This is a genomic window from Kitasatospora sp. NPDC029367, assembly GCF_055569135.1.
Genome location: NZ_JBVHYH010000006.1, coordinates 80,451 through 102,024, shown reverse-complemented (window position 1 = coordinate 102,024; position 21,574 = coordinate 80,451). Strand labels below are relative to the sequence as shown.

Sequence of the window (21,574 nt, the reverse complement as noted above, 5' to 3'; positions counted from 1 at the left end):
CACCCGCCGCGATTGACCCCCCTCCACCGCCCGTGGTGGGATCACGGGGGCCCGCGAGCACCGGGCCGGGGACGGCAAGGAGTGCGGTACGTGATCGGACTGGTCGCCATCTACGGGCCGGGCCGCCCGCTGACCGACGAACTTCAGCAGCTCTGGCCGGAGAGCTCCCAGGCCTACCGGGCCTCGCACGGCAACTGCTTCCAGGGGCCGGAGGCGATGCAGTCCGCGCTCGACCGCCACCGCCAGGTGGTCGCCGTCGGATCGCTCGCCGCCGTCGTCGGGCTGCTGACCGACCCCCGCGTCGACGTCCCGCGCGGCGCCGAGGTGCTCTGCGTGGACCCGGGCCGGCGCTGGGTGATCCCGCTGAGCCACACGGACTCCGCGGTGGAGCTGGCCGAGGAGGTGGCGGGCGCCCTCGGCGTCACCCCGGTGCTCACCGGCCCGCCGCCCGGCCCCGGGAACCCGCTCGACGTGCTCACCCCGCACGCCGTCCGGTACCGCCGGGCCGGCGCCGGCGAGGCCGCGGAGGCGGCGGCCGACGGCCGGCCGGTCCGACTGGTCACCGAGGTGGCGTACCCGCTGCCCGCACTGCCCCCGAACGTGCGGCCGGACGCGCCCGAGGACGCCCCCGTCCTGCGGATCACCGACCGGGAGGACCCGGGCGGCAGCGACCTGCTGGTCGTCCCGCGCACCCTGGTGGTCGGCATCGGCACGGGCAGCGGCACCGAACCGACCGAGGCCATGCGGCTGCTGATGGACGTGCTCAAGGAGACCGGCCACCTGCGCTCGGCGATCGCCCGGATCGCCACCGTGACCGGCAAGGCCGACCACCCGGCGGTGCGCTGGGCCGCGCGGTGCCTGTACGTGCCGGTGGAGGAGCACCCCGCGGAGGAGCTGGCCCGGATCACGGTGCCGAACCCCTCCGAGGCGGTCGGTACGGCCGTCGGCACCGCGAGCGTGGCCGAGGCGGCGGCGCTGGCCGGCGCCCACGGCGGTGAACTCGTCGTCCCCAAGCGGAAGTCGGCGACGGCCACGGTGGCGATCGCCCGGGCGGCGGTGCGCGGGCGGCTGGCGCTGGTCGGCCTCGGGCCGGGCGCCCACGACCTGCTGGTGCCCCGGGCGCTGACCGAACTGCGGCGCGCCTCGGTGGTGGTGGGCCGGCCGGAGGCGGTCGAGGCGGTGGCCGCCCTGCTCCGGCCGGGGACCAGGCGGGTCGCGGTGCCCGAGCAGCCCGGGCCGGGCGACTCCGGGGTGGCTGACCGGGTGCCGAGGGACGGCGCCGGGGAGGCGCTGGACCCGACCGGGGCGGCGGTCACCCTCGCCGCGCACGGGCACGCCGTCGCCCTGGTCGCCCTGGGCGACGGCGCCGGGCTCACCGTGCCGCCCGGGGCGTACGAGCTGCTGCGGGTGCCCGGCCTCCCCGCCGACACCGACGGGATCCCCGCATGACCGCCACCGACCGAACCAGCACTGACCGGGGCGACACCGACCGGGGCGGTACCGACCGAGGTGATATCGGCCGGACCAGCACTGACCGGGGCGACACCGACCGGGGCAGCGCCGTCGCCACCGGCACCGAACCCGACCTGCGCCACCACGGCGACGCCGAACTGCGCGCCGACGGCAGCGGCCTGGTCGACCTCGCCGTCAACGTCCGCACCGGCACGCCGCCGGCCTGGCTGCGCGAGCACCTGGCCGCCACCCTCGGCACCCTCGCCGCCTACCCCGACCAGGGCGCCGCCCGCGCGGCGGTGGCCGCCCGGCACGGGCGCCCGGTCGAGGAGGTGCTGCTCACCTCGGGGGCGGCGGAGGCCTTCGTGCTGATCGCCCGCGTCCTGACGGCACGTCACATCGTCGTGGTGCACCCCCAGTTCACCGAGCCGGAGGCCGCCCTGCGGGACGCCGGGCACCGGGTGCACCGGGTGCTGCTCTCCCCCGAGGACGGGTTCCGACTGGGCGCCGTCCCCGAGCAGGCGGACCTGGTCGTCCTCGGCAACCCGACCAACCCGACCTCCGTCCTGCACCCCGCCGAGGCCGTCGCCGCGCTCGCCCGCCCCGGGCGCACCCTGGTGGTGGACGAGGCGTTCATGGACACCGTGCCGGGGGAGCGCGAGTCCCTCGCCGCCGCCCGGGACCTCCCCGGCCGGGTCGTCGTCCTGCGCAGCCTCACCAAGACCTGGGGCCTGGCCGGACTGCGGATCGGCTACGCACTCGGACCGGCGCCGCTGATCGCCGCCCTCGGCGCCGCCCAGCCGCTCTGGCCGGTCTCCACCCCGGCGCTGGCCGCCGCCGAGGCCTGCAGCGGCCCGGCGGCGCTCGCCGAGGCGGACCGGGCGGCCGTCGAACTCGCGCTGTGGCGCGACTACTTGGTGAAGGGGCTGGCCGCCTTCCCGGCCGTACGGCTGCACGGCGAGCCGGCCGCCTCCTTCGTCCTGGTCCGGCTGCCGGGCGCGGCGGTGGTCCGGGCGCGGCTGCGCGAGCTCGGCTTCGCCGTCCGGCGCGGAGACACCTTCCCCGGCCTGGGCGAGGACTGGCTGCGGATCGCCGTCCGGGACGAGGAGACCACCGACCGCTTCCTCAACGCCCTGGAGACGGCGCTCCGTCCAGCCTGACCGGGTCGCCGGTGCGGATCGATCCCGGCGCCAGCACCTGGGCGTACACCCCCGCGCAGGGCAGCGCCGGCATGCCCGCCAGTGGGACCAGCCGGTTGCGTTCGGCCGGGCCCCGTAGTGCCTCCGTCCGGCGGGGCAGCGGGCCGTGCCGCAGGGTGGGGACGGCGCATCGCGGGGTGGGTGCCACGATCCGCAGCCGCAGGCTCTCCCCGACGGTCAACTCCCGCCCCACCCAGGCGTTCTCGACGAAGCCCTCGCCCTCGGTGCGGAGCACCAGGTTCGGCCGGTAGCGCTCCGCCTCGACGCCGACGGCGAGCAGGGTGGAGCTGGTGATCAGGTGCAGCGGAGCGAAGTCGAAGAACCCGCCGTCCGGCGCGGCCCGCCCCAACTCGTTGACGGTCACCGGGACTTCCGCCTCGATCCCGCGCGCCAGTACCTCCTCCGGCACGGCCCGCTCGACCTCCGCACCGGGCGGGCGCTCGGCGATCAGGGCCAGCTTGCGGCCGAAGGCCTCGGACAGCTCCGCCTCCCCCGCGGCGCGCCCGTCCGGGCCGGTCACGGCCACCCGGCCGTCCGCCGTGGCCGTCGCCGAGTAGTCGAGCAGTGCGGCCCACCGGTGGGGGTTCTTGGCGCTGGCCACCCGTCCGGTCTCCAGGTCCAGCAGGGCGCGCGCCCGGTCCCCGGCCAGGCCCCGCGTGGACACCTCGGCCGCCGGGAGGTCCTCCCCCAGCAGCGACTTGACCGGGTGGCGCCGCAACCGCTCGACCCGGCCGACCAGTTCACCCACGGACCCGCCGGTCAGCACGCCGCGTCCTCCGCCCACTCCCGCAGCGCCGCGAAGTGCAGCTCCCGCAGCCCCGCCCGGGGGTCGACCCAGAGCGGCAGCGCCTCGGCCGGATGGTGTGCCGCTATCCACTCGATGTCCTGCGGCCCGAGTTCGTCGTCCAGCCAGACGAACGGCCGGCCGGCGGCCCAGGCCACCACGTCCCTGGTCTTCCAGTGCAGCCCGTCCGGATCCTCGCCGAACAGGTTGGTCCAGCGGACGTACGGGAGTTCGGGCAGTCCGAGGCGCGGGCCGATGAAGGTGTTCGCCTCGTCCATCCAGGTGGTCGCCCACGCCAACTCGTACGGCAGCGACAGCAGTTCCGGCCCGTGTGCCGGGTTCAGCCACACCCGCAGCGGCTCGACCTGCTCCCGCGGCTGCGGCGCGTGCCGCGCGACCCAGGACTCGGGCAGCAGCCGGTGGGTGCCGTAGCCCTCGGGGCAGCGGGAGTCCGGTGCGGCGTAGGGGTTGAGCGGCCCGTCCACGTCGATCAGGAGCAACGGCGACCCGGTCATGCGGCGGCCGCCCAGTCCCGCAGGGCCGCGAAGTCGTCGGCGAGCATGCCGACCCGGGGGTTGACGTGCAGGGTGAGCGCCGGGCCCGGGTGGTGGGCCGCGATCCATTCGGCGTCCTGCGGCCCGAGTTCGTCGTCGACCCAGACGAACGGCCGACCAGCGGCCCAGGCCACCACGTCCCTGGTCTTCCAGTGCAGCCCGTCCGGATCCTCGCCGAACAGCTCCGTCCAGCGCACGTACGGGAGTTCGGGCAGTCCGAGGCGCGGGCCGATCAGGGCGTTCGCCTCGTCCATCCAGGTGGTCGCCCACACCAGCTCGTACGGCAGCGACAGCAGCTCGGGCCCGTGCGCCGGGTTCAGCCACACCCGCAGCGGTTTCGCCACGCCGTCGGCGGCCCGCCGGGTCTGCCGCTCGGCCCACCAGGTGGGCATCAGCTCGTGCGTCCGGTAGCCGTCCGGCCGCCGCAGCCTCGGCGCGGCGTAGGGGTTGAGGGGTCCGTCCACGTCGAGGAGGAGCAGCGGCTGTCGAGTCATGCCGTGAATTCTCCGGTGGTGGCACGGGATTGACCAGTGATTTGCCCCGACCCGACGGCCGCTGCAACCGATGCCGCCACGGCGGCCGCTGCGACCGTTGCCGCGACGGACGCCGCCGCTGCTGGCCGCCGCGACCGTTCACGGCCGGCGCCACAGCCCGCGGGCGGCCAGCAGCGGCAGGACCCCCTCGCCGAACCAGTAGACCTCCTCCAGGTGCGGCATGCCCGACAGCACGAACTCGTCGATCCCCAGCTCGTGGTACTCGGTGATCAGGTCGGCGACCTCCCGGTGGCTGCCCACCAGCGCGGTGCCCGCCCCGCCGCGGAGCAGCCCGATACCGGCCCACAGCCCCGGGTGCACCTCCAGCCGTTCCGCCGAGCCGCCGTGCAGCGCGAGCATCCGCCGCTGCCCCTCCGACTCGCTCTCGGCGAGGGCCCGCTGGGTCTCCCGGACGCGCTGCGGGTCCATCCCGGCGAGCAGCCGCTCGGTCTCCGCCCAGGCCTGCGCCGAGGTGTCCCGGCTGATCACGTGCAGCCGGATGCCGAACCGCACCGTCCGGCCCCGGGCGGCGGCCAGTTCGCGGATCCAGCGGAGCTTCTCCCGTACCTGGGCGGGCGGTTCGCCCCAGGTCAGGTAGACGTCGGCGGACCGGGCGGCGACATCCCCGGCCGCCGGGGAGGAGCCGCCGAAGTACACCGGCGGCACCGGGTCGGGCAGCCGGTTCAACTTCGCGCGCTCGACCCGCAGATGGGGGCCGTGGTGGTCGACGGTCTCCCCCGCCCAGAGCCGCCGGGTGATGTCCAGGAACTCCCCGGTGCGGGCGTAGCGGGCGTTCTTGTCCAGGAAGTCCCCGTAGGCCCGCTGCTCGGCGGACTCGCCGCCGGTCACCACGTTGAGCAACAGCCTTCCGCCGGACTGCCGTTGGTAGGTCGCGGCCATCTGCGCCGCCAGGGTGGGGCTGATCTGGCCGGGCCGGAACGCCACCAGGTACTTCAACCGCTCGGTCACCTGGGTCAGCATCGCGGTGGTCAGCCAGGCGTCCTCGCACCAGGCGCCGGTCGGGGTGAGCGCCCCCTCGAAGCCCAACTGCTCGGCGCTGCGGGCGATCTGGCCCAGGTACGCGATGCTCGGCGGCCGGTCGGACCCGGCCGTCCCGGGCGTCGAGCCGTGCCCGCCGCCGACGATCTGCCGGCTGTCGCCGTTGGTGGGGAGGAACCAGTGGAAGGTGAGAGCCATGGAACGGACACACTCCTGCGGCCGGTGTGCTGTCGGGGGTCGGTCGGTCCTACTTCGGACCCGCTTCGGACCTGCTGCTGGGAACTCACCGACGACGACAGCCGGCCGCCCACACCCGCGCCAGGTCCACGTGCAGACGGCGCACGAGGCAGGGGCGGGTCGGAGCGGTCATGCGCCCGATTATGCCCGACACACCACAACGCCCGCAGGCCCTCCCCCGGGTGGGGAAGGGCCTGCGGGCGTTGCGTACCTTGCGTACGTCAGGCGGGGATCAGACCTGGCCGGCCTTCTCCAGGGCCGCGCAGCAGGTGTTGATCAGCAGGCGGGTGACGACGTACGGGTCGACGTTGGCGTTCGGGCGACGGTCCTCGATGTAGCCCTTCTGCTCCACCTCGACCTGCCACGGGATGCGGACGGACGCGCCGCGGTTGGAGACGCCGTAGCTGTAGACGTTCCACGGGGCGGTCTCGTGCTTGCCGGTCAGGCGGGACTCGATGTCGGCGCCGTACTGGGTGACGTGCTCCAGCACCTTCTCCTGGGAGGCGCCGAGCGACTCGCAGGCGGTGATGATGGCGTCGTAGCCCTCGCGCATCGCCTTGGTGGAGAAGTTGGTGTGGGCGCCCGCGCCGTTCCAGTCGCCCCGGGCCGGCTTGGCGTCCAGGGTGGCGTCGATGCCGAACTCCTCGGCGGTGCGGTAGAGCAGGTAGCGGGCGATCCACAGGTCGTCCGAGACGGTCAGGGCGTCGACCGGGCCGATCTGGAACTCCCACTGGCCGGGCATGACCTCGGCGTTGATGCCGCAGATCGCCAGGCCGGCGTCGATGCAGCGGTCCAGGTGCAGCTCGACGATCTCGCGGCCGAAGACCTCCTCGGCGCCGACGCCGCAGTAGTAGCCGCCCTGCGGGGCCGGAAAGCCGCCCTCGGGGAAGCCCAGCGGGCGGGAGCCCTTGAAGAAGGTGTACTCCTGCTCGATGCCGAAGATCGACTCCTGCGCGGTGTACTTCTCCTCGACCTCGCGCAGCAGGGCGCGGGTGTTGGACTCGTGCGGGGTGCCGTCCGTCTCCAGGACCTCGCACAGGACGAGGATGTTGTCGCCACCGCGGATCGGGTCCTTGACAACCTTCACCGGCTCCAGCACGCGGTCCGAGGCGTGGCCCTCGGCCTGGTTGGTCGAGGAACCGTCGAAGCCCCAGGTCGGGATCTTGTCGGCGTTGGGCAGGACGCGAGTCTTGGAACGGAGCTTCGCGGTCGGCTTGGTGCCGTCGATCCAGATGTACTCGGCCTTGATTGCCACGGCGTGTCCCTCTATTGCTGGGTGGTGGATGCCCGCGTAGCGTCGCAAGCCGCCGTTTCCCGGTTGTTCCTCTCGTGTAACGCGCATGTGAACCAACCGTCCGCATCGGCACGGTCACGGTGCGGGAGTGCCGGGCGTGGCACCCCGCACCGCTGCGGGTGCTCAGCCGCGACGGGCGTGCGCGGCACGGCGGCGCCGGGTGGCCCACAGCGCGGCCGCACCGCCCGCGACCAGGGCGGCGGCCCCGGCGGCCAGCGGGCCGGTGGCGCTGCTGCCGCCGGTGGTGGCGAGCCGCTCGGGCTTCTCCACCGCGGCCTGCGGCACGGCGGCGCGCGAGGTGGTGGCGTCCGCGACCGGCTGGGCGGCGGGCGGGGACGTCGGCACGGTGCTCGGAGTGGCGGTGGCGGTGGGGCCGGACGGCTTCTCGCAGCTCACCGAGGCGACGGTGACCTTCCCGGTGACCTTGGCGACGTTCAGGTTGAGCGGGTTCACCTCCACCTGCACCTCCAGGGCCGAGGCGGCGGCGGTGGTCGTGGTGGTGCTCTTCTTGGAGAACTCCACCGACACGCTGCCGACCAGCGGCACGTCCACCTTGGTCGGGCCGTACAGCCCGACGGTGACGGGCTTGCCCAGCACGGTCAGCCTGGCGGGCGCGACCACGTTCGCGGTCGGCTGCCCGTCGACCGGACAGGTGGCCTCGGCGCTCATCGCCTCCAGGCCGAGCAGCGCGGTGGCGGGCAGGCCGGGGGCGTGCACGTCGGCGTTGACCAGCTTGACGGAGGCGGTGGCGCCCTTGGCGTCGACCCGGGTGACGGACCTGCCGAGGTCGGCCTTGACCAGTTCGACCGGGGCGGTCTGGTCGACGCCCGCGACCTTGGCGGTCAGCACGGAGCCCTCACGCTGCTCCGGTGTCTCCACCTTGTTGAGCGCGATGTCCACCGGGACGTCCACCGCCTTGTTCAGGAAACTGACGTCCAGGGCGACTTCGGCGGTGACGGCACGGGCCTTGCCCGGCGAGGGAGTGGTCGCCGGGGCCGCCGGAGCGGCCGGGGCGGCCTGGACGGGCCCGGCGGTGAGCAGCGTGCTCACCACCACGGCGGCGGATGCGGAAACGATTCGGCGAGACGGCCGGGACGACCGGGACGGCCGAGACCGCTGGAAGGATCGGGAAGACCGGGAAGACCGGGAAGACCGGGAAGACATGGCGGGACCCCCACACAGGTGAAACGATGAGCCGCCAGTCTTCTCAAACGATCCGTCACATGAGCCTCACGGAGCGTCATTTCACTCGTTGGAGTGAGATTGACGTCCGGCACTGACCTGGATCTGCTACGGGAGCAACTCCCTTACGGCAGCCGCCAGTCCACCGGCTGCGCCCCCTGCCGCACCAGCAGCTCGTTCGCCCGGCTGAACGGCCGCGAGCCGAAGAAGCCCCGGTCGGCCGACATCGGGCTCGGGTGCACCGACTCCACCGTCGGGATGTCGCCCAGCAGCGGGCGCAGGTTACGGGCGTCGCTGCCCCACAGGATCGCCACCATCGGGCCGCCGCGCGCCACCAGCGCCCGGATCGCCTGCTCGGTGACCGCCTCCCAGCCCTTGCCCTTGTGGGCCCGGGGGTTGCGCGGCTGGGTGGTCAGCGCCCGGTTCAGCAGCAGGACGCCCTGCTGCGTCCAGGGCGTGAGGTCGCCGTTGGACGGCTGCGGCAGGCCGAGGTCGGTGCCGTACTCCCGGAAGATGTTGACCAGGCTCGGCGGGATCGGCCGGACGTCCGGCGCCACCGAGAAGCTCAGGCCGACGGCGTGGCCGGGCGTCGGGTACGGGTCCTGCCCGACGATCAGTACCTTGACGTCGGCGATCGGCTGCTGGAACGCCCGCAGCACGTTCGGCCCGGACGGCAGGTAGGTGCGGCCGGCCGCGATCTCGGCGCGGAGGAAGTCCCCCATCGCGGCGATCTGCCCGGCGACGGGCTCCAGGGCGGTGGCCCAACCGGGCTCGACGATCTCATTCAGTGGACGCGGTGCCATGGTCGTCACCCTATCGGCCGATACCGACAGGGCGTCACGACGGACGGCCACCCTGAACGATCACCTCGGACGACCGCCTCGAAACGATCGCCGGGCTCCCCACCGCCCTCGCACGGTCACCCGACCGGCCGCCCCCGCAGCACCACCGTGCGCGGGTCCGCGAGCACCCGGACGTCCGCCCGCGGGTCCTCCTGGTACACCACGAAGTCCGCCGGAGCGCCCTCCTCCAGCCCCGGCCGCCCGAGCCACTCCCGGGCACCCCAGCTCGCCGCCGACAGCGCCTCGGCCGGGCTCAGCCCCGCCTTCACCAGCTCCGCCACCTCGTCCGCGACCAGCCCGTGGGCGAGCGAGCCGCCCGCGTCGGTGCCGACGAACACCGGGATGCCCGCGTCGTGCGCGGCGCCCACGGTGTCGTAGCGGCGCTCGTGCAGCCGCCGCATGTGCGCCGACCAGGCCGGGAACTTGGCCTCCCCGCCGGCCGCCAGCTGCGGGAAGGTGGCGATGTTGACCAGGGTCGGCACGATGGCCACCCCGCGCTCGGCGAAGGCCGGGATCAGCTCCTCGGTCAGCCCGGTGGCGTGCTCGACGCAGTCGATCCCGGCCGCCAGCAGGTCCGGCAGCGACTCGGCCGCGAAGCAGTGCGCGGTGACCCGGGCGCCCTCCTCGTGCGCCGCCGCGATCGCCTCGGCCAGCGCGTCGCCGGGCCAGCAGGCGGCGAGGTCGCCGCGCTCGCGGTCGATCCAGTCGCCGACCAGCTTCACCCAGCCGTCGCCGCGCCGGGCCTCGGCCCGCACGTAGGCGGCGAGGTCCCCGGGCTCGATCTCGTGGGCGTAGTTGCGGATGTAGCGGCGGGTACGGGCGATGTGCCGACCGGCCCGGATGATCCGGGGCAGGTCCTCGCGCTCGTCGATCCAGCGGGTGTCGGCGGCCGAGCCGGCGTCGCGGATCAGCAGGGTGCCCGCGTCGCGGTCGGTGAGCGCCTGCTTCTCGCTGGTCTCGGCGTCCACGGCGCCGTGCGCGTCCAGGCCGACGTGGCAGTGCGCGTCCACCAGACCGGGCAGCACCCAGCCCGTCACCGTCCGGACGTCCCCGGCGGTCGGCGGGCGGGTGAAGCTCACCCGGCCGTCCACCACCCAGAGTTCGTCCCGTACCTCCTCCGGGCCGACCAGCACCCGGCCCCGGACGTGCAGCACCGCACCTTCGCTCATGGCCGCACTCTACCGACGGGCGGGTTCCGTGCCATCGCCGCGCATGGGGCAGACTCGTTGCCGCACCCACCACCCGCCCCGCGAAAGGCCGTGAAGCCGTGAGCCCCTTCCTCGACCTCCCCCCGCTCAGCGCCGCCGGGTTCGCCGCGATCGAGGACCAGGTCGCCGCGCTGCTGCACACCGAGGCCGACGTCATCGTGACCCAGGGCGAGGCCCTGCTGCCGCTGGAGGCCGCGATCCGCGGCGCCGCGCACCCCGGCTCCACCGCGCTCAACATCGTCACCGGCCCGTACGGCCAGACCTTCGGCAACTGGCTGCGCTCCTGCGGCGCGACGGTCGTCGACCTCGCGGTGCCCTTCGACAGCGCGGTCAGCGCCGAGCAGGTCGCCGAGGCGCTCGACGGCCGCCCGGAGATCGACTTCGTCTCCCTGGTGCACGCCGAGGCCGCCACCGGCAACACCAACCCGGTCGCCGGGATCGCCGCCGTGGTCCGCGAGCACGGCGCGCTGCTGATGCTCGACGCGGTCGCCTCGGTCGCCGCCGAGCCGCTGCTCACCGACGAGTGGGGCATCGACCTGTGCGTGATCGGCGGCCAGAAGGCGATGGGCGGCCCGGCCGGGGTCTCCGCCGTCTCCGTCTCCGAGCGCGCCTGGGAGCGGATCGCCGCCAACCCGGCCGCCCCGCGCCGCTCCTACCTCTCCCTGCTGGACTGGAAGGAGCGCTGGACGGACGCCGGCCGCACCGTACTGCCGCACGCCCCGGCCCAGTTGGAGATGCTCGCGCTCGGCGCCTGCCTGGACCGGATCGCCGCCGACGGCCTGCCCGCCGTGATCGCCCGGCACCGTGCCGCCTCCGCCGCCACCCGGGCCGGGGCCCGCGCCCTCGGCACGCTCAGCCCGTACGTCCACCAGGACGCCGCCGCGGCCCCGGTCGCCACCACCCTGTGCACCCCGCCCGGGGTGCACGCCGCCGAACTCGCCGCCGCCCTCGACCCGGCACTGCCCGTCCAGCCCGGCGGCGGGGCGCTGGCGGCCTCCATGCTCCGCGTCAACCACTACGGCCTGGCGGCCTCGCTGGACACCGTCACGGCCTGCCTGACCGCCCTCGCCAAGGCCACCGGGGGCGACGCCGACGCGGCGCTGACCGCCGCCGGGGCGGCCTGGGACGCGGCCGTCTGAGACGGACGTTCGTCCTGGACGGGCGTCCGAGACAAACGTCCGAGACGGCTGTCTGATACGTCCGTCTCAGACGTCCACGCTGGACACCCGTCCGAGACGCACGTCCGTCCCACCCGCCCCCCGGGCAGCGCCCGAACACCGAGCGGCCCCGGTCCTCCGACCGGGGCCGCCGCCGTCCGTCCGTCCGGGAAGGCTCAGTGCCCGCCCGCGTCCAGCACCTCCACACCGCGGATGTTCCGCTCGATCTCCTCCGCCGGGAGCGCCACCGCCAGCGCCCAGTAGTAGATGACCAGTGCGAACACCACCACGACCCCGATGTCCCACCACAGCGGCAGGTTCCCCTGGGCGCCCACCCCGAAGGTGCCCTGCCAGGAGACGATCCCCATCCCGACCAGGTAGACCGGCAGCCACTGCCCGGCCTTGAAGTCCATCCGCGGCGCGTTCGGCACCCCCTTCGAGGCGGCGTACATCGAGTACCCGCCGAGCAGCAGGTAGCCGATCAGGATCGCCAGCCCGAGGCGCCACAGGGTGTCCCAGCCGGACCAGTAGATGACCAGGCTCGCCACCGCGAACGCGGCCGGCGAGATGATCGTGCCGCCGGGCAGGTGGTACGACCGCTCCATCCCCGGCAGCCGCTTGCGCAGCACCCCGAAGGCCAGCGGCGCGCCCGCGTACATCAGCACCACGGCAGAGGTGATGAAGCCGACCAGCTTCTGCCAGCTCGGGAACGGCAGGAAGCAGACCACCCCGGCGACCCAGGCGATCAGCAGGCCGAGCCAGGGCACCGAGTTGCGGTCGGTGTACTGGAGGGCCTGCGGCGCGTAGCCGTTGCGGCTGAGGCCGTAGGTGACCCGGGAGCTGGAGGTGATGTAGACCAGCCCGGTGCCGGCGGGCGAGATCACCGCGTCGATGAACAGGACGGTGGCCAGCCAGCCCAGGCCGATCAGGGTCGCGAGGCCCGCGAACGGGCCGCTGATCCCGGGGTAGTCGAGCTTGGCCCACCCGCCCGCGAAGGTCTCCGGCGGCAGGGCGCCGATGAACACCACCTGGAGCATCACGTAGATCACGGTGCCGATCACCACCGAGCCGAGGACGGCCCGGGGGATGTCCCGGCGCGGGTTGCGGCTCTCCCCCGCCCACTGGATGGCCTGCTCGAAGCCGAGCAGCGCGAAGATCACCCCGCTGGTGCTGATGGCCGCCAGCACGCCCTTGGAGCCGTCCGGCGCGAAGCCGTGCGAGGTGAAGTTGGAGCCGTGGAAGTCCTGGATCCCGAAGGCGAAGATGGTCAGGATCGGGATGGCGACCTTCCACACGGTCGCCGCGCTGTTGGTGTGCGCGAGCAGCCGGACGCCGAGGAAGTTGATCGCGACGAACACCCCGAGCAGCACGGCCGCGACCACGAAGCCCGTGCCGGTCAGCGTCAGGTCCTTGTTGAGGAAGCCGTCCGCCCAGGTCCAGTGCCGGGCGTAGTTGATCATCGCCTGGACCTCGATCGGCGCGATGGTCGCGGCCTGGAGCCAGGTGAACCAGCCGAAGGACATCCCGGCGAACCCGCCGAAGGCGTAGTGGGGGTACCGCGCCGTCCCGCCCGCGACCGGGAACAGCCCGCCCAGCTCGGCGTGGATCAGCGCCAGCAGGATGATCGCCAACGCCCCGATCCCCCAGGACAGCAACGCGGCGGGCCCGGCCGCCACCGCCGCCTTCTGCGCCCCGAACAGCCACCCGGACCCGATGATCGCCCCGACCGAGGCCCACAGCAGCCCGGCCACGCCGACCTCCCGCTTGAGCCCGCCGTGCCCCGTCGGGGGCGATGTCGTCGTATTGGAATGGGCCATGGCGCCACGCCTCTCACCTCGGGGAATCCCCCCGACAGTGCCGCAGCCCCGAGCCCTCCCCCACCCTCGAAACACCCTCCGACGTGCACCCTCACCCGAACGGCCGGAGCGCGGGTCCGTCAGTCGGGCGGCGGCACCGGCCGACGGTGCCGGCCCGGGCGGTATCCGACCGCCGCCCGGATCGCACCACCCCACCCCGCGCCTCCCCGCTCAACCGCTTTCGGCCACACCCCCCGCGACAGTTCCCGCACCGTTCACCTACCCGGCACGCGGATCTCACCGCGAACCGGCAAGCTCTCGCACGGAGCGAAGTTGGCTGTACAACTTTGCCCGGGAGCCGTCGAGGAGGAACCCCCGTGACCGAGCGACCGCCGTTGACCGAGCTGCCGCCGTACTGGCTGCGCGACAACTGCCCCTGCGTCGAGTGCCGGGACCCGCGCAACGGGCAGAAGCTGTTCCAGATCGACGACCTGCCGGCGGGCCTCGCGATCGCCGCGAGCACGGAGCTCGACGGCCGTCTGGAGGTGCTCTGGTCGGACGGGCACCGCTCCCGCTATCCGCTCGCCTGGCTCGACGAAGCGGAGGAGGGCGACGGGCGCACCGAGCAGGGCAAGCGGCTCTGGGCGGCCGCCGACTTCGCGCGCGGCATTCCCGAGGCCGACTGGGAGGCCTACCTCGCCGACCCCGCCGAGCAGGCCGCCGTCCTGGCCGCCGTACGGCGCAGCGGCTTCGCGGTGCTGCGCGGGGTGCCCGCCGTGGAGGGGCAGGTGCTGCGGGTGGCCGAGAGCTTCGGGTACGTCCGGGTCACCAACTACGGGGAGTTGTTCGACGTCCGGGTCGAGCCTGATCCGAACAACCTCGCGTTCACCGACAAGGCGATCGCCCCGCACACCGACAACCCGTACCGCGACCCGGTGCCCACCCTCCAACTGCTGCACTGCCTGGAGAACTCCGCGACCGGCGGCGACTCCGGCCTGGTGGACGGCTTCAAGGCGGCGGCGATCCTCCGGGACGAGGCCCCCGAGGACTTCGCGACACTCACCCGCACCCCCGTCCCCTTCGTCTTCCGTGACCGCCGCACCGAACTGCGCGCCGACCGCCCGCTGATCGACGTGGACCCGCTGGGCCGGATCCGCGAGGTCCGGTTCAACAACCGCTCGATCGGCACCCTGCGCGCCGGCGCGGACGGCCTGACGGCCTTCTACGCCGCCTACCGCCGCTTCGCCGCGATCACCCTGCGCCCCGAGCTCCAGCTGACCTTCCGGCTCGGCCCCGGCGACTGCCTGGTCTTCGACAACACCCGTCTGCTGCACGCCCGTACGGCCTTCCGGCAGGACGGCCGCCGGCACCTCCAGGGGTGCTACGCGGACCTCGACTCGCTCGCCTCAACCCTCGCCGTGCTGCACCGCCGCACCGCCGCCCTGGACGAACTGGCCGAACTGTTCGCGGGCGAGGGCGCCGGGGAGTACCTGGGCGAGGCGGTCACCATGGCCGAGCACATGCTCCAGGCCGCGGCCGCCGCCGAGGCCGCCGGGGCCCCCGACCACCTGGTCGCCGCCGCCCTGCTGCACGACCTCGGCCACTTCCACGGCGCCTTGCACGGAAGGGATCTGATGCAAGGTCAGGACAACCGGCACAGCCACACCGGCGCCGACCGGCTGGCCGCCTGGTTCGGCCCGGAGGTCACCGAGCCGGTCCGGCTGCACGTGGCGGCCAAGCGCTACCTGTGCGCGGTCGAGCCCGGATACCGGGCCCGGCTCTCCGAGGCCTCCGAGTACACCCTCACCGTCCAGGGCGGCCCGATGGGCGCCGAGGAGGCCGCCGCCTTCGCCCAACTCCCGGGCGCCGTCGACGCGGTGGCCGTGCGCCGGTGGGACGAGCAGGCGAAGGAGCCCGGCCTGGAGACGCCGGACTTCGAGCACTACCGCCCGCTGCTCGCCTCACTCATGCGCTGACCGCCCCCGCCGCGAGGCCCCGAAGCGGCGCGGCCGTCCGGGAGCTCAGTCCAGCTCCCGGGCGTGCCGCGAAAGCGCCGACGTGGCCAGCGAGTTGTGCACGCTGAACGCCACCGTGCCGGGCAGGTAGCGGTCCTGGGACCACTCCACCGGCGTGCCGGTCGGGTCGGTGGTGCGCCGCCGCTCGCGCAGCAGCGGGCCGCCCCGGCGGCAGCCGAGCAGCCGGGCGTCCTCGGCGTTGGCCGCGACGATGTCGATGGTGTGGTCGGCATCCGTGAACAGGATGCCGTGCTCGCGCAGCACCTCGGTGTGCGAGACCACGTCCGGCGGCAGCTCGGCGACGATCTCGCCGACCCGCGGCGGGTAGATCGTCCGCTCGACCATCACCGGGGTGCCGGACAGCGTCCGCAGCCGGACCGTCACGTACACCTCCGCGCCGGGCTCCAGCCGCAGTTGCTCGCGCTCGGCCGCGTCCGCCGGGCGGCGCACCAGGGAGTCCAGGATGCCGCCGGGCTCCTCGCCCATCGAGTACGCCCAGTGCGTGAAGCTGAGCAGTTCGGAGAAGCTCTGCACCCGGGCGCCGCCGAGCACCACCCGTCGGGTGCCGCGGCGGGAGGTGACCAGCCCGTCGGAGCGCAGCACGGCGAGCGCCTGGCGGACGGTGCCGCGGGAGACCCCGTACTGCTCGGCCAGCGCGCCCTCGGCGGGCAGCCGGCCGGCCTCGCCGTACGCGCCGGTGGTGATGGCCTCGCGCAGATCGGCGGCCACCTTGCGGTACAGGGCTCCGGCCGTGCGCTCGACGGGGCGCCCGGGCTCTACTGCCACGTCACTCAATTGTCCCTCCAGGGGCGGTGTCCAGCGCAGCCGTACCGGCACGGACAGCCCGACCTTATCCCGCTGCGCCGTTCGAGCATCGCACCGAACGGATCACGCACCGATGGCCGGATTCCACCGTTCCCGCAGCCGACCCCGGTTCTGGGCCGTCCGTTCACCTTCCCGTCACCGAACTTCGGGTTACTTACCTCCGTCAGCGAAGTTGGCTAGTCAACTCGGACGCCGTCGAACTCACCCCGGACGGCTCCGGACCGCCACTCGCAGATCCCCCGATCCAGACACCCGCTTGCAGTTCCCCCTTCTCAGGAGACTGACCCGTGTCCGTGCACCGTGCCCGCTCCGCCGCCTTCGCGGCCGTCCTGACCGCCGCCGCGCTGTCCCTCACCGCCTGCGGTTCCGCCGGCTCCTCCTCCGCGAAGTCCGGCAGCGACGCCGCGGGCGGCAAGAGCGCCAAGACCGCCACCTCGGTCGCCGACTTCGGCGGCATGGACGCCCTGGTCGCCGCCGCCAAGAAGGAGGGCAAGCTGCACGTCATCACGCTGCCGCGCGACTGGGCGAACTACGGCAAGCTGATGGACGGCTTCAAGGCGAAGTACGGCATCGACATCGAGGACGAGAACCCGGACGGCTCCAGCCAGGACGAGATCAACGCGATCACCTCCCGCAAGGGCCAGGACCGCGCCCCCGACGTGGTCGACCTGGGTGCCGCGTTCGCCACCTCCGGCGGCAAGCAGGGCCTGTTCGCCCCCTACAAGGTCGCCGACTTCGACAAGATCCCGGCCGCCATGAAGGACGCCAACGGTCTGAGCTACAACGACTACGGCGGCTACATCTCGATCGCCTGCGACGCCAAGAAGGTGTCGGCCTGCCCGAAGACCTTCGCCGACCTGCTCAAGCCCGAGTACAAGGGCATGGTCGCGCTCAACGGCAACCCGACCAAGGCGAACGCCGCGTACAGCGCCGTCATGGCCGCCGCCCTGGCCAACAGCGGTTCGCTGGACAACATCCAGCCCGGCATCGACTTCTTCGGCAAGTTGAAGCAGGCCGGCAACTTCAATCCGGTCGAGGTCACCCCGGCGACCATCGAGAAGGGCGAGACCCCGATCACCATCGACTGGTCCTACCTGAACGCCGGCTACGCCGACAAGTTCAAGGACAAGGGCATCGACTGGCAGGTCAGCATCCCGTCCGACGGCGTCTACGCCAACTTCTACAACCAGGCCATCAACAAGGACGCGCCGCACCCGGCCGCCGCCCGCCTGTGGGAGGAGTACCTCTACAGCGCGGAGGGCCAGAACGGCTTCCTGGGCGGCTACGCCACCCCGGCCCTGTTCGACGCCATGAAGGCCGCAGGCACCCTGGACACCGCCACCGCCGCCAAGCTCCCGGCCGTCGAGAAGCCCTTCACCACCTTCCCGACCGACGACCAGACCACCGCGGCCAAGAAGGTCGTGACGGAGAACTGGGCCAAGGCGATCTCGGGCTGATCTGACTGATGACTACGGCTCCCACCCCGGTGCCGGCCAGCGCCTCCGCCGCCCAGAGCGGCGGGGGCGCCCCCGGCCCCGCGTCCCCCGCCCCCGCCCCGGCCACCGCCACGGCCCCGGCCACCGCCACGGCCACCACGGTGCACACCGAGGCCCCCCTCCCGGCCGCGCGCCGGGCCCGCGGCAGCCGCGCCTGGCTCGCCGCCCTCCCCCTGATCCTCTTCTTCGCGATCGGCTTCGGCCTGCCCGCCGTCGCGATCGTCATCGGCGCCTTCACCACCTCCTCGGACGCCCCCGACGGCGGCGGCACCTTCACCCTCGACAACCTCACCGGCTCGCTCCAGGGCGCCTACTGGACGGCCCTGTGGGGCAGCGTGAAGCTCTCCCTGCTGACCGCGCTGATCGCCACCGTGGTCGGCCTGCCGCTGGCCCAGGCCGTGGCGACCTCCCGGTTCCGCGCCTTCCGCGAGGCCGTGATGTCCGCCTCCGGCGTGCTCGCCAACTTCGGCGGCGTCCCGCTGGCCTTCATGTTCGTCGCCACCCTCGGCAACTCCGGCGAGGTCACCAAGAAGCTCGGCCTGACCAAGCACGGCTGGAACCTCTACACCTTCTCCGGCCTGTCCGTGGTCTACCTATACTTCCTGGTGCCGCTGATGGTCATCACCATCACCCCGGCCCTGGAGGGCCTCAAGGTCCAGTGGCGCGAGGCCGCGTACAACAACGGCGCCACCGGCGTGCAGTACTGGCGGCACGTGGCGCTGCCCGTCCTGCTGCCCTCGCTGCTCGGCGGCTTCGTGCTGCTGTTCGGCGCCTCCTTCGCCGCGTACGCCACCGCCGAGGCCATGGTGGGCAGTTCGGTGCCGCTGATCTCGATGCAGATCGGCGACGCGCTGTCCGGCAACGTCCTGGTCGGCCAGGGCAACCTCGCCCTCGCGCTCGGCCTCGACATGATCGTGGTCGCCTGCCTGGTGATGGCCGTGTACCTGCCCCTTCAGCGCCGGAGTGCCAAGTGGCTCGCCTGATCAATCGCATCCGTTTCGGCCGCGGCCTGGTCCTGCTGCTCTGCGGGATCTACTTCGCGGTGCCGATGGCCGCCTCGCTGTGGTTCAGCGTCGACGACAACAAGGGCGGCACCACCTTCCGCGCCTACACCGAGCTGCTGAACGCCCCCGGCTTCACCGACAGCCTGGTGCTCAGCCTCGAACTGGCCGCCGTCACCGTGGCGGTGCTGCTGCTCCTGCTCGTCCCCGCGGTGCTCGCCGCCCGGCTCGGCGCGCCGAAGCTGCGCCCGGTCATCGAGGTCATGTGCTCGATGCCGCTGGTCGTCCCGGTGGTGGCCCTCACCACCGGCATCATCGGTGTGCTGCGCTGGGGCCCGGACTACCTCCAGGACACCCCGTTCTTCCAGACCATCGTGGCCATCCAGGACCCGGCCTTCCCGATCGTCCTGGTCATCGCCTACGTGCTGATGGCCCTGCCGTTCGCCTACCGGGCGATCGACGCCGGACTGCGCGGCGTGGACGTGGTCACCCTGGTCGAGGCCGCCCGCAACTGCGGCGCCGGCTGGCTGCGCGCGGTGTTCACCGTCGTCCTGCCGAACCTGCGCAGCGCGCTGCTGAACGGCGCCGTGCTCACCGTCGCCCTGGTGCTCGGCGAGTTCACCACCGCCTCCATCCTCGGCTTCGGCCCCTTCTCGGTGTGGATCAACTCCAACGGCAAGAGCGACGGCCAGATGTCCGTCGCGGTGTCGATGCTCAGCCTGCTGATCGTCTGGCTCGTCCTGCTGCTGATGTCCGCCGTCGGCCGCGGCCGCAAGGCCGCCCGGTCCTGAACCACCCCCCGTTCTCCAGGAGTTACCAGCCATGACCACGGCCACCGCCACCGCCTCCCGGGCCGCGACCGCCGCCGGCGGCGCCACCGTCGAGTTCCGCTCGCTGCGCCGCGCGTTCGGCGCCACCACCGCCCTCGACGGTCTGGACCTGACCGTCCGGCCCGGTGAACTGCTCGCCCTGCTCGGCCCGTCCGGCTGCGGCAAGACCACCGCGCTGCGCATCCTGGCCGGCTTCGAGCAGCACGACTCCGGCGAGGTGCTGGTCGACGGGCAGGACATCACCGCGATCCCCGCCCACAAGCGCGACGCGGGCATGGTGTTCCAGTCGTACAGCCTCTTCCCGCACCTGACCGCGCTGGACAACGTCGCCTTCGGGCTGCGGATGCGCGGCACCGGCAAGGCCGAGCGCCGCAGGCGCGCCCAGGAACTGCTGGAGCTGGTCGGCCTGCCGCACCGCGCCGAGCACTACCCGCACCAGATGTCCGGCGGTCAGCAGCAGCGCATCGCGCTCGCCCGTGCGCTCGCCCTCCAGCCGCGCGTGCTGCTGCTGGACGAGCCGCTGTCCGCGCTGGACGCCAAGGTCCGCCTCCAGCTGCGCGAGGAGATCCGCCGCCTCCAGCAGGAGCTGGGCATCACCACCCTGTTCGTCACCCACGACCAGGAGGAGGCGCTGTCCATGGCCGACCGGGTCGCGGTGCTGCGGGCCGGGCGGCTGGAGCAGTGCGCCACCCCGTCCGAGCTGTACGGCCGGCCGGCCACCGCCTTCGTCGCCGAGTTCGTCGGCACCATGAGCCGCATCCCGTGCACCCGCACCTCGGACGGCGTCGAGGTGCTCGGCCGCCGGCACGCGGTCGACGGCACCGCGCCGGCCGACGGCGAACTCCAGGTGCTGGTCCGCCCGGAGAACGTCGTCCTCAGCCCGTCCGCGACCGGCCCGGCCCAGGTGGTCACCGCATCCTTCCTGGGCGCCGTCACCCGGCTCACCGTCCGCCTGGACGACGGCACCGAGGTCAAGGCCGACCTGCCCACCGAGGCCGCCGCCGCCCTGCCGGCCGGCGCGCGCGCCGAGCTCACCCTGCCGGACCGCCCGGTACTGGTGGACCGGCGAACCGCCTGAGCGGCCCGTCTGGGATCCTCGTTACCGCCTCTGCACCCTCAGAAGAACCACCGAAGGTACCGCCATGCCTGAAACCGTCGTTCCTGATTCCGCCCCCGTCCCCCTGCCCGCCGCCGTCCTCTTCGACATGGACGGCACCCTGGTCGACACCGAGCAGCTGTGGTGGAAGGCCGCCGCCGAACTCGCCGAGGAGCTGGACCACCCGCTCACCGACCAGGACGCCCCCGAGGTGCTCGGCCAGGCCGTCGAGCACACCGCCGCCCACCTGCACAAGGTCAGCGGCACCAGCCGCCCCGAAGCCGAACTCGCCGCCGTCCTGGGCGAGTCCTTCGCCGCCAAGGTCGCCGCCGAGACGGTGCCCCGCCCCGGCGCGCTCGACCTGCTGGCCGCCCTGCGCGAGGCCCGGGTGCCCACCGCGCTGGTCTCCGCCTCCCCGCGCCTGGTGGTGGACCTCGTCCTGTCGTCCATCGGCCGCGACTGGTTCGCCGTCACCATGGCCGCCGAGGACACCCCCCGCACCAAGCCCGCGCCGGACCCGTACCTGGCCGCCGCCGAGCGGCTCGGCCTCGACCCGGCCGCCTGCGTCGCCGTCGAGGACACCCCCACCGGGGTCGCCTCCGCCGCCGCGGCCGGCTGCGCGGTGCTCGCGGTGCCCTCCACCGCCGTCCCGATACCCGACGGCCGGCGGATCACCCTGCTGGACAGCCTGGAGCGCGCCGACCTGGCGCTGCTGGGGAAGCTCTCCGCCGCCCCGGCCGTGTGACCGCGACATGCCCTACGTCCTGCTCACCCTCGCCATCCTGAGCGAGGTCTGCGCCACCAGCTGCCTCAAGCTCACCGAGGGGTTCACCCGCCTCTGGCCCAGCCTCGGAGTGGGAGTCGGCTACGCGCTCTCCTTCTACCTGCTCGGCCGCGCGCTCAAGCACATCCCGGTCTCGGTCGCCTACGCCGTCTGGTCCGGCGCCGGAACGGCGGCGGTCGCCGGCATCGGCGTGGTCGCCTTCGGCGAGTCACTGGGCAAGCTGCAGATCCTCGGCATCGCCCTGATCATCGTCGGCGTCGTCGTCCTCAACCTCAAGGGCGGCCACTGAC

The 21,574-nt window shown here is 73.5% G+C and carries 20 protein-coding genes; 10 read left to right on the top strand and 10 right to left on the bottom strand.

Features of this window, described 5'->3' with window-relative positions:
* Positions 1-90: 90 nt before the first annotated feature.
* Both ACZ4W5_RS06035 and cobC read left to right on the top strand, forming a co-directional pair.
* A complete protein-coding gene (locus tag ACZ4W5_RS06035; protein WP_465653187.1) occupies positions 91-1,449 on the top strand; it encodes a cobalamin biosynthesis protein in 1,359 nt (452 codons plus the stop codon).
* Positions 1,446-2,612 carry an Rv2231c family pyridoxal phosphate-dependent protein CobC gene (gene cobC, locus ACZ4W5_RS06030; protein ID WP_465653185.1) on the top strand — a complete coding sequence of 389 codons (1,167 nt, stop codon included), beginning with the start codon at positions 1,446-1,448 and terminating at the stop codon, positions 2,610-2,612. The genes ACZ4W5_RS06035 and cobC overlap by 4 nt, the downstream gene beginning before the upstream one ends.
* Here the strand turns inward: cobC and ACZ4W5_RS06025 are convergent.
* The 8 genes from ACZ4W5_RS06025 to ACZ4W5_RS05990 form a co-directional block, all read right to left on the bottom strand.
* Complete coding sequence (locus ACZ4W5_RS06025) at positions 2,578-3,417, bottom strand: MOSC domain-containing protein (protein WP_465653183.1); 840 nt, start codon at positions 3,415-3,417, stop codon at positions 2,578-2,580. The genes cobC and ACZ4W5_RS06025 overlap by 35 nt on opposite strands.
* Entirely contained in the window at positions 3,411-3,950 is a 540-nt protein-coding gene (locus tag ACZ4W5_RS06020) for a hypothetical protein (protein ID WP_360236322.1), read from the bottom strand. The genes ACZ4W5_RS06025 and ACZ4W5_RS06020 overlap by 7 nt, the downstream gene beginning before the upstream one ends.
* Positions 3,947-4,483, bottom strand: coding sequence for a hypothetical protein (locus ACZ4W5_RS06015; protein WP_402484670.1), 537 nt, complete (start codon positions 4,481-4,483; stop codon positions 3,947-3,949). The genes ACZ4W5_RS06020 and ACZ4W5_RS06015 overlap by 4 nt, the downstream gene beginning before the upstream one ends.
* A gap of 138 nt (positions 4,484-4,621) precedes the next feature.
* Positions 4,622-5,719, bottom strand: a complete 1,098-nt coding sequence (locus tag ACZ4W5_RS06010) for an LLM class flavin-dependent oxidoreductase (protein ID WP_465653181.1) — start codon at positions 5,717-5,719, stop codon at positions 4,622-4,624.
* A gap of 271 nt (positions 5,720-5,990) precedes the next feature.
* Positions 5,991-7,013 (bottom strand): glutamine synthetase, encoded by a 1,023-nt coding sequence (glnII, locus tag ACZ4W5_RS06005; protein ID WP_360236313.1) that lies wholly within the window; start codon positions 7,011-7,013, stop codon positions 5,991-5,993.
* A gap of 162 nt (positions 7,014-7,175) precedes the next feature.
* The gene (locus ACZ4W5_RS06000) at positions 7,176-8,108 is read right to left on the bottom strand and encodes an SCO1860 family LAETG-anchored protein (RefSeq protein ID WP_465653179.1); all 933 of its coding nucleotides are present in this window, start codon (positions 8,106-8,108) and stop codon (positions 7,176-7,178) included.
* A 251-nt stretch (positions 8,109-8,359) separates the two neighbouring features.
* Positions 8,360-9,037: a uracil-DNA glycosylase gene (locus tag ACZ4W5_RS05995; protein WP_465653177.1), complete on the bottom strand. Its 678-nt coding sequence runs from the start codon at positions 9,035-9,037 to the stop codon at positions 8,360-8,362.
* 116 nt (positions 9,038-9,153) lie between these two features.
* Positions 9,154-10,245, bottom strand: a complete 1,092-nt coding sequence (locus tag ACZ4W5_RS05990; RefSeq protein WP_465653175.1) for an amidohydrolase family protein — start codon at positions 10,243-10,245, stop codon at positions 9,154-9,156.
* Between the two features lie 98 nt (positions 10,246-10,343).
* Between ACZ4W5_RS05990 and ACZ4W5_RS05985 the strand changes: the two genes are divergently transcribed.
* Positions 10,344-11,423: a pyridoxal-phosphate-dependent aminotransferase family protein gene (locus ACZ4W5_RS05985; protein ID WP_465653173.1), complete on the top strand. Its 1,080-nt coding sequence runs from the start codon at positions 10,344-10,346 to the stop codon at positions 11,421-11,423.
* A 194-nt stretch (positions 11,424-11,617) separates the two neighbouring features.
* Here ACZ4W5_RS05985 and ACZ4W5_RS05980 read toward each other — a convergent pair whose 3' ends face one another.
* Complete coding sequence (locus ACZ4W5_RS05980; RefSeq protein ID WP_465653171.1) at positions 11,618-13,258, bottom strand: APC family permease; 1,641 nt, start codon at positions 13,256-13,258, stop codon at positions 11,618-11,620.
* A gap of 356 nt (positions 13,259-13,614) precedes the next feature.
* Here ACZ4W5_RS05980 and tmpA point away from each other — a divergent pair, with 356 nt between their 5' ends.
* The gene (tmpA, locus tag ACZ4W5_RS05975; RefSeq protein ID WP_465653169.1) at positions 13,615-15,213 is read left to right on the top strand and encodes a 2-trimethylaminoethylphosphonate dioxygenase; all 1,599 of its coding nucleotides are present in this window, start codon (positions 13,615-13,617) and stop codon (positions 15,211-15,213) included.
* A gap of 45 nt (positions 15,214-15,258) precedes the next feature.
* Here the strand turns inward: tmpA and ACZ4W5_RS05970 are convergent, their stop codons facing one another.
* On the bottom strand, positions 15,259-16,038 hold the full coding sequence (locus ACZ4W5_RS05970; protein WP_375894522.1) for a GntR family transcriptional regulator: 780 nt from the start codon (positions 16,036-16,038) through the stop codon (positions 15,259-15,261).
* 326 nt (positions 16,039-16,364) lie between these two features.
* Here ACZ4W5_RS05970 and ACZ4W5_RS05965 point away from each other — a divergent pair, with 326 nt between their 5' ends.
* From ACZ4W5_RS05965 to ACZ4W5_RS05940, 6 genes are all read left to right on the top strand, one after another.
* Positions 16,365-17,534: an ABC transporter substrate-binding protein gene (locus tag ACZ4W5_RS05965; protein ID WP_360236288.1), complete on the top strand. Its 1,170-nt coding sequence runs from the start codon at positions 16,365-16,367 to the stop codon at positions 17,532-17,534.
* Positions 17,535-17,542: 8 nt separating this feature from the next.
* Positions 17,543-18,556, top strand: a complete 1,014-nt coding sequence (locus tag ACZ4W5_RS05960) for an ABC transporter permease (protein ID WP_465653167.1) — start codon at positions 17,543-17,545, stop codon at positions 18,554-18,556.
* Positions 18,556-19,365: an ABC transporter permease gene (locus tag ACZ4W5_RS05955; RefSeq protein WP_402484752.1), complete on the top strand. Its 810-nt coding sequence runs from the start codon at positions 18,556-18,558 to the stop codon at positions 19,363-19,365. The genes ACZ4W5_RS05960 and ACZ4W5_RS05955 overlap by 1 nt, the downstream gene beginning before the upstream one ends.
* Before the next feature lie 31 nt (positions 19,366-19,396).
* Positions 19,397-20,482, top strand: coding sequence for an ABC transporter ATP-binding protein (locus ACZ4W5_RS05950; protein ID WP_465653165.1), 1,086 nt, complete (start codon positions 19,397-19,399; stop codon positions 20,480-20,482).
* A gap of 64 nt (positions 20,483-20,546) precedes the next feature.
* Entirely contained in the window at positions 20,547-21,245 is a 699-nt protein-coding gene (locus ACZ4W5_RS05945; protein WP_465653163.1) for an HAD family hydrolase, read from the top strand.
* A 7-nt stretch (positions 21,246-21,252) separates the two neighbouring features.
* On the top strand, positions 21,253-21,573 hold the full coding sequence (locus tag ACZ4W5_RS05940) for a DMT family transporter (RefSeq protein ID WP_350506695.1): 321 nt from the start codon (positions 21,253-21,255) through the stop codon (positions 21,571-21,573).
* Position 21,574: the final 1 nt, after the last annotated feature.

What these genes read in the sequence shown, in the direction of transcription:
- cobC (WP_465653185.1), top strand. Translation starts at nt 1,446, where the DNA reads ATGACCGCCACCGACCGAACCAGCACTGACCGGGGCGACACCGACCGG.
- ACZ4W5_RS06020 (WP_360236322.1), bottom strand. Translation starts at nt 3,950, where the DNA reads ATGACCGGGTCGCCGTTGCTCCTGATCGACGTGGACGGGCCGCTCAAC.
- ACZ4W5_RS06015 (WP_402484670.1), bottom strand. Translation starts at nt 4,483, where the DNA reads ATGACTCGACAGCCGCTGCTCCTCCTCGACGTGGACGGACCCCTCAAC.
- ACZ4W5_RS06010 (WP_465653181.1), bottom strand. Translation starts at nt 5,719, where the DNA reads ATGGCTCTCACCTTCCACTGGTTCCTCCCCACCAACGGCGACAGCCGG.
- ACZ4W5_RS05995 (WP_465653177.1), bottom strand. Translation starts at nt 9,037, where the DNA reads ATGGCACCGCGTCCACTGAATGAGATCGTCGAGCCCGGTTGGGCCACC.
- ACZ4W5_RS05990 (WP_465653175.1), bottom strand. Translation starts at nt 10,245, where the DNA reads ATGAGCGAAGGTGCGGTGCTGCACGTCCGGGGCCGGGTGCTGGTCGGC.
- ACZ4W5_RS05980 (WP_465653171.1), bottom strand. Translation starts at nt 13,258, where the DNA reads ATGGCCCATTCCAATACGACGACATCGCCCCCGACGGGGCACGGCGGG.
- ACZ4W5_RS05960 (WP_465653167.1), top strand. Translation starts at nt 17,543, where the DNA reads ATGACTACGGCTCCCACCCCGGTGCCGGCCAGCGCCTCCGCCGCCCAG.
- ACZ4W5_RS05950 (WP_465653165.1), top strand. Translation starts at nt 19,397, where the DNA reads ATGACCACGGCCACCGCCACCGCCTCCCGGGCCGCGACCGCCGCCGGC.
- ACZ4W5_RS05945 (WP_465653163.1), top strand. Translation starts at nt 20,547, where the DNA reads ATGCCTGAAACCGTCGTTCCTGATTCCGCCCCCGTCCCCCTGCCCGCC.
- ACZ4W5_RS05940 (WP_350506695.1), top strand. Translation starts at nt 21,253, where the DNA reads ATGCCCTACGTCCTGCTCACCCTCGCCATCCTGAGCGAGGTCTGCGCC.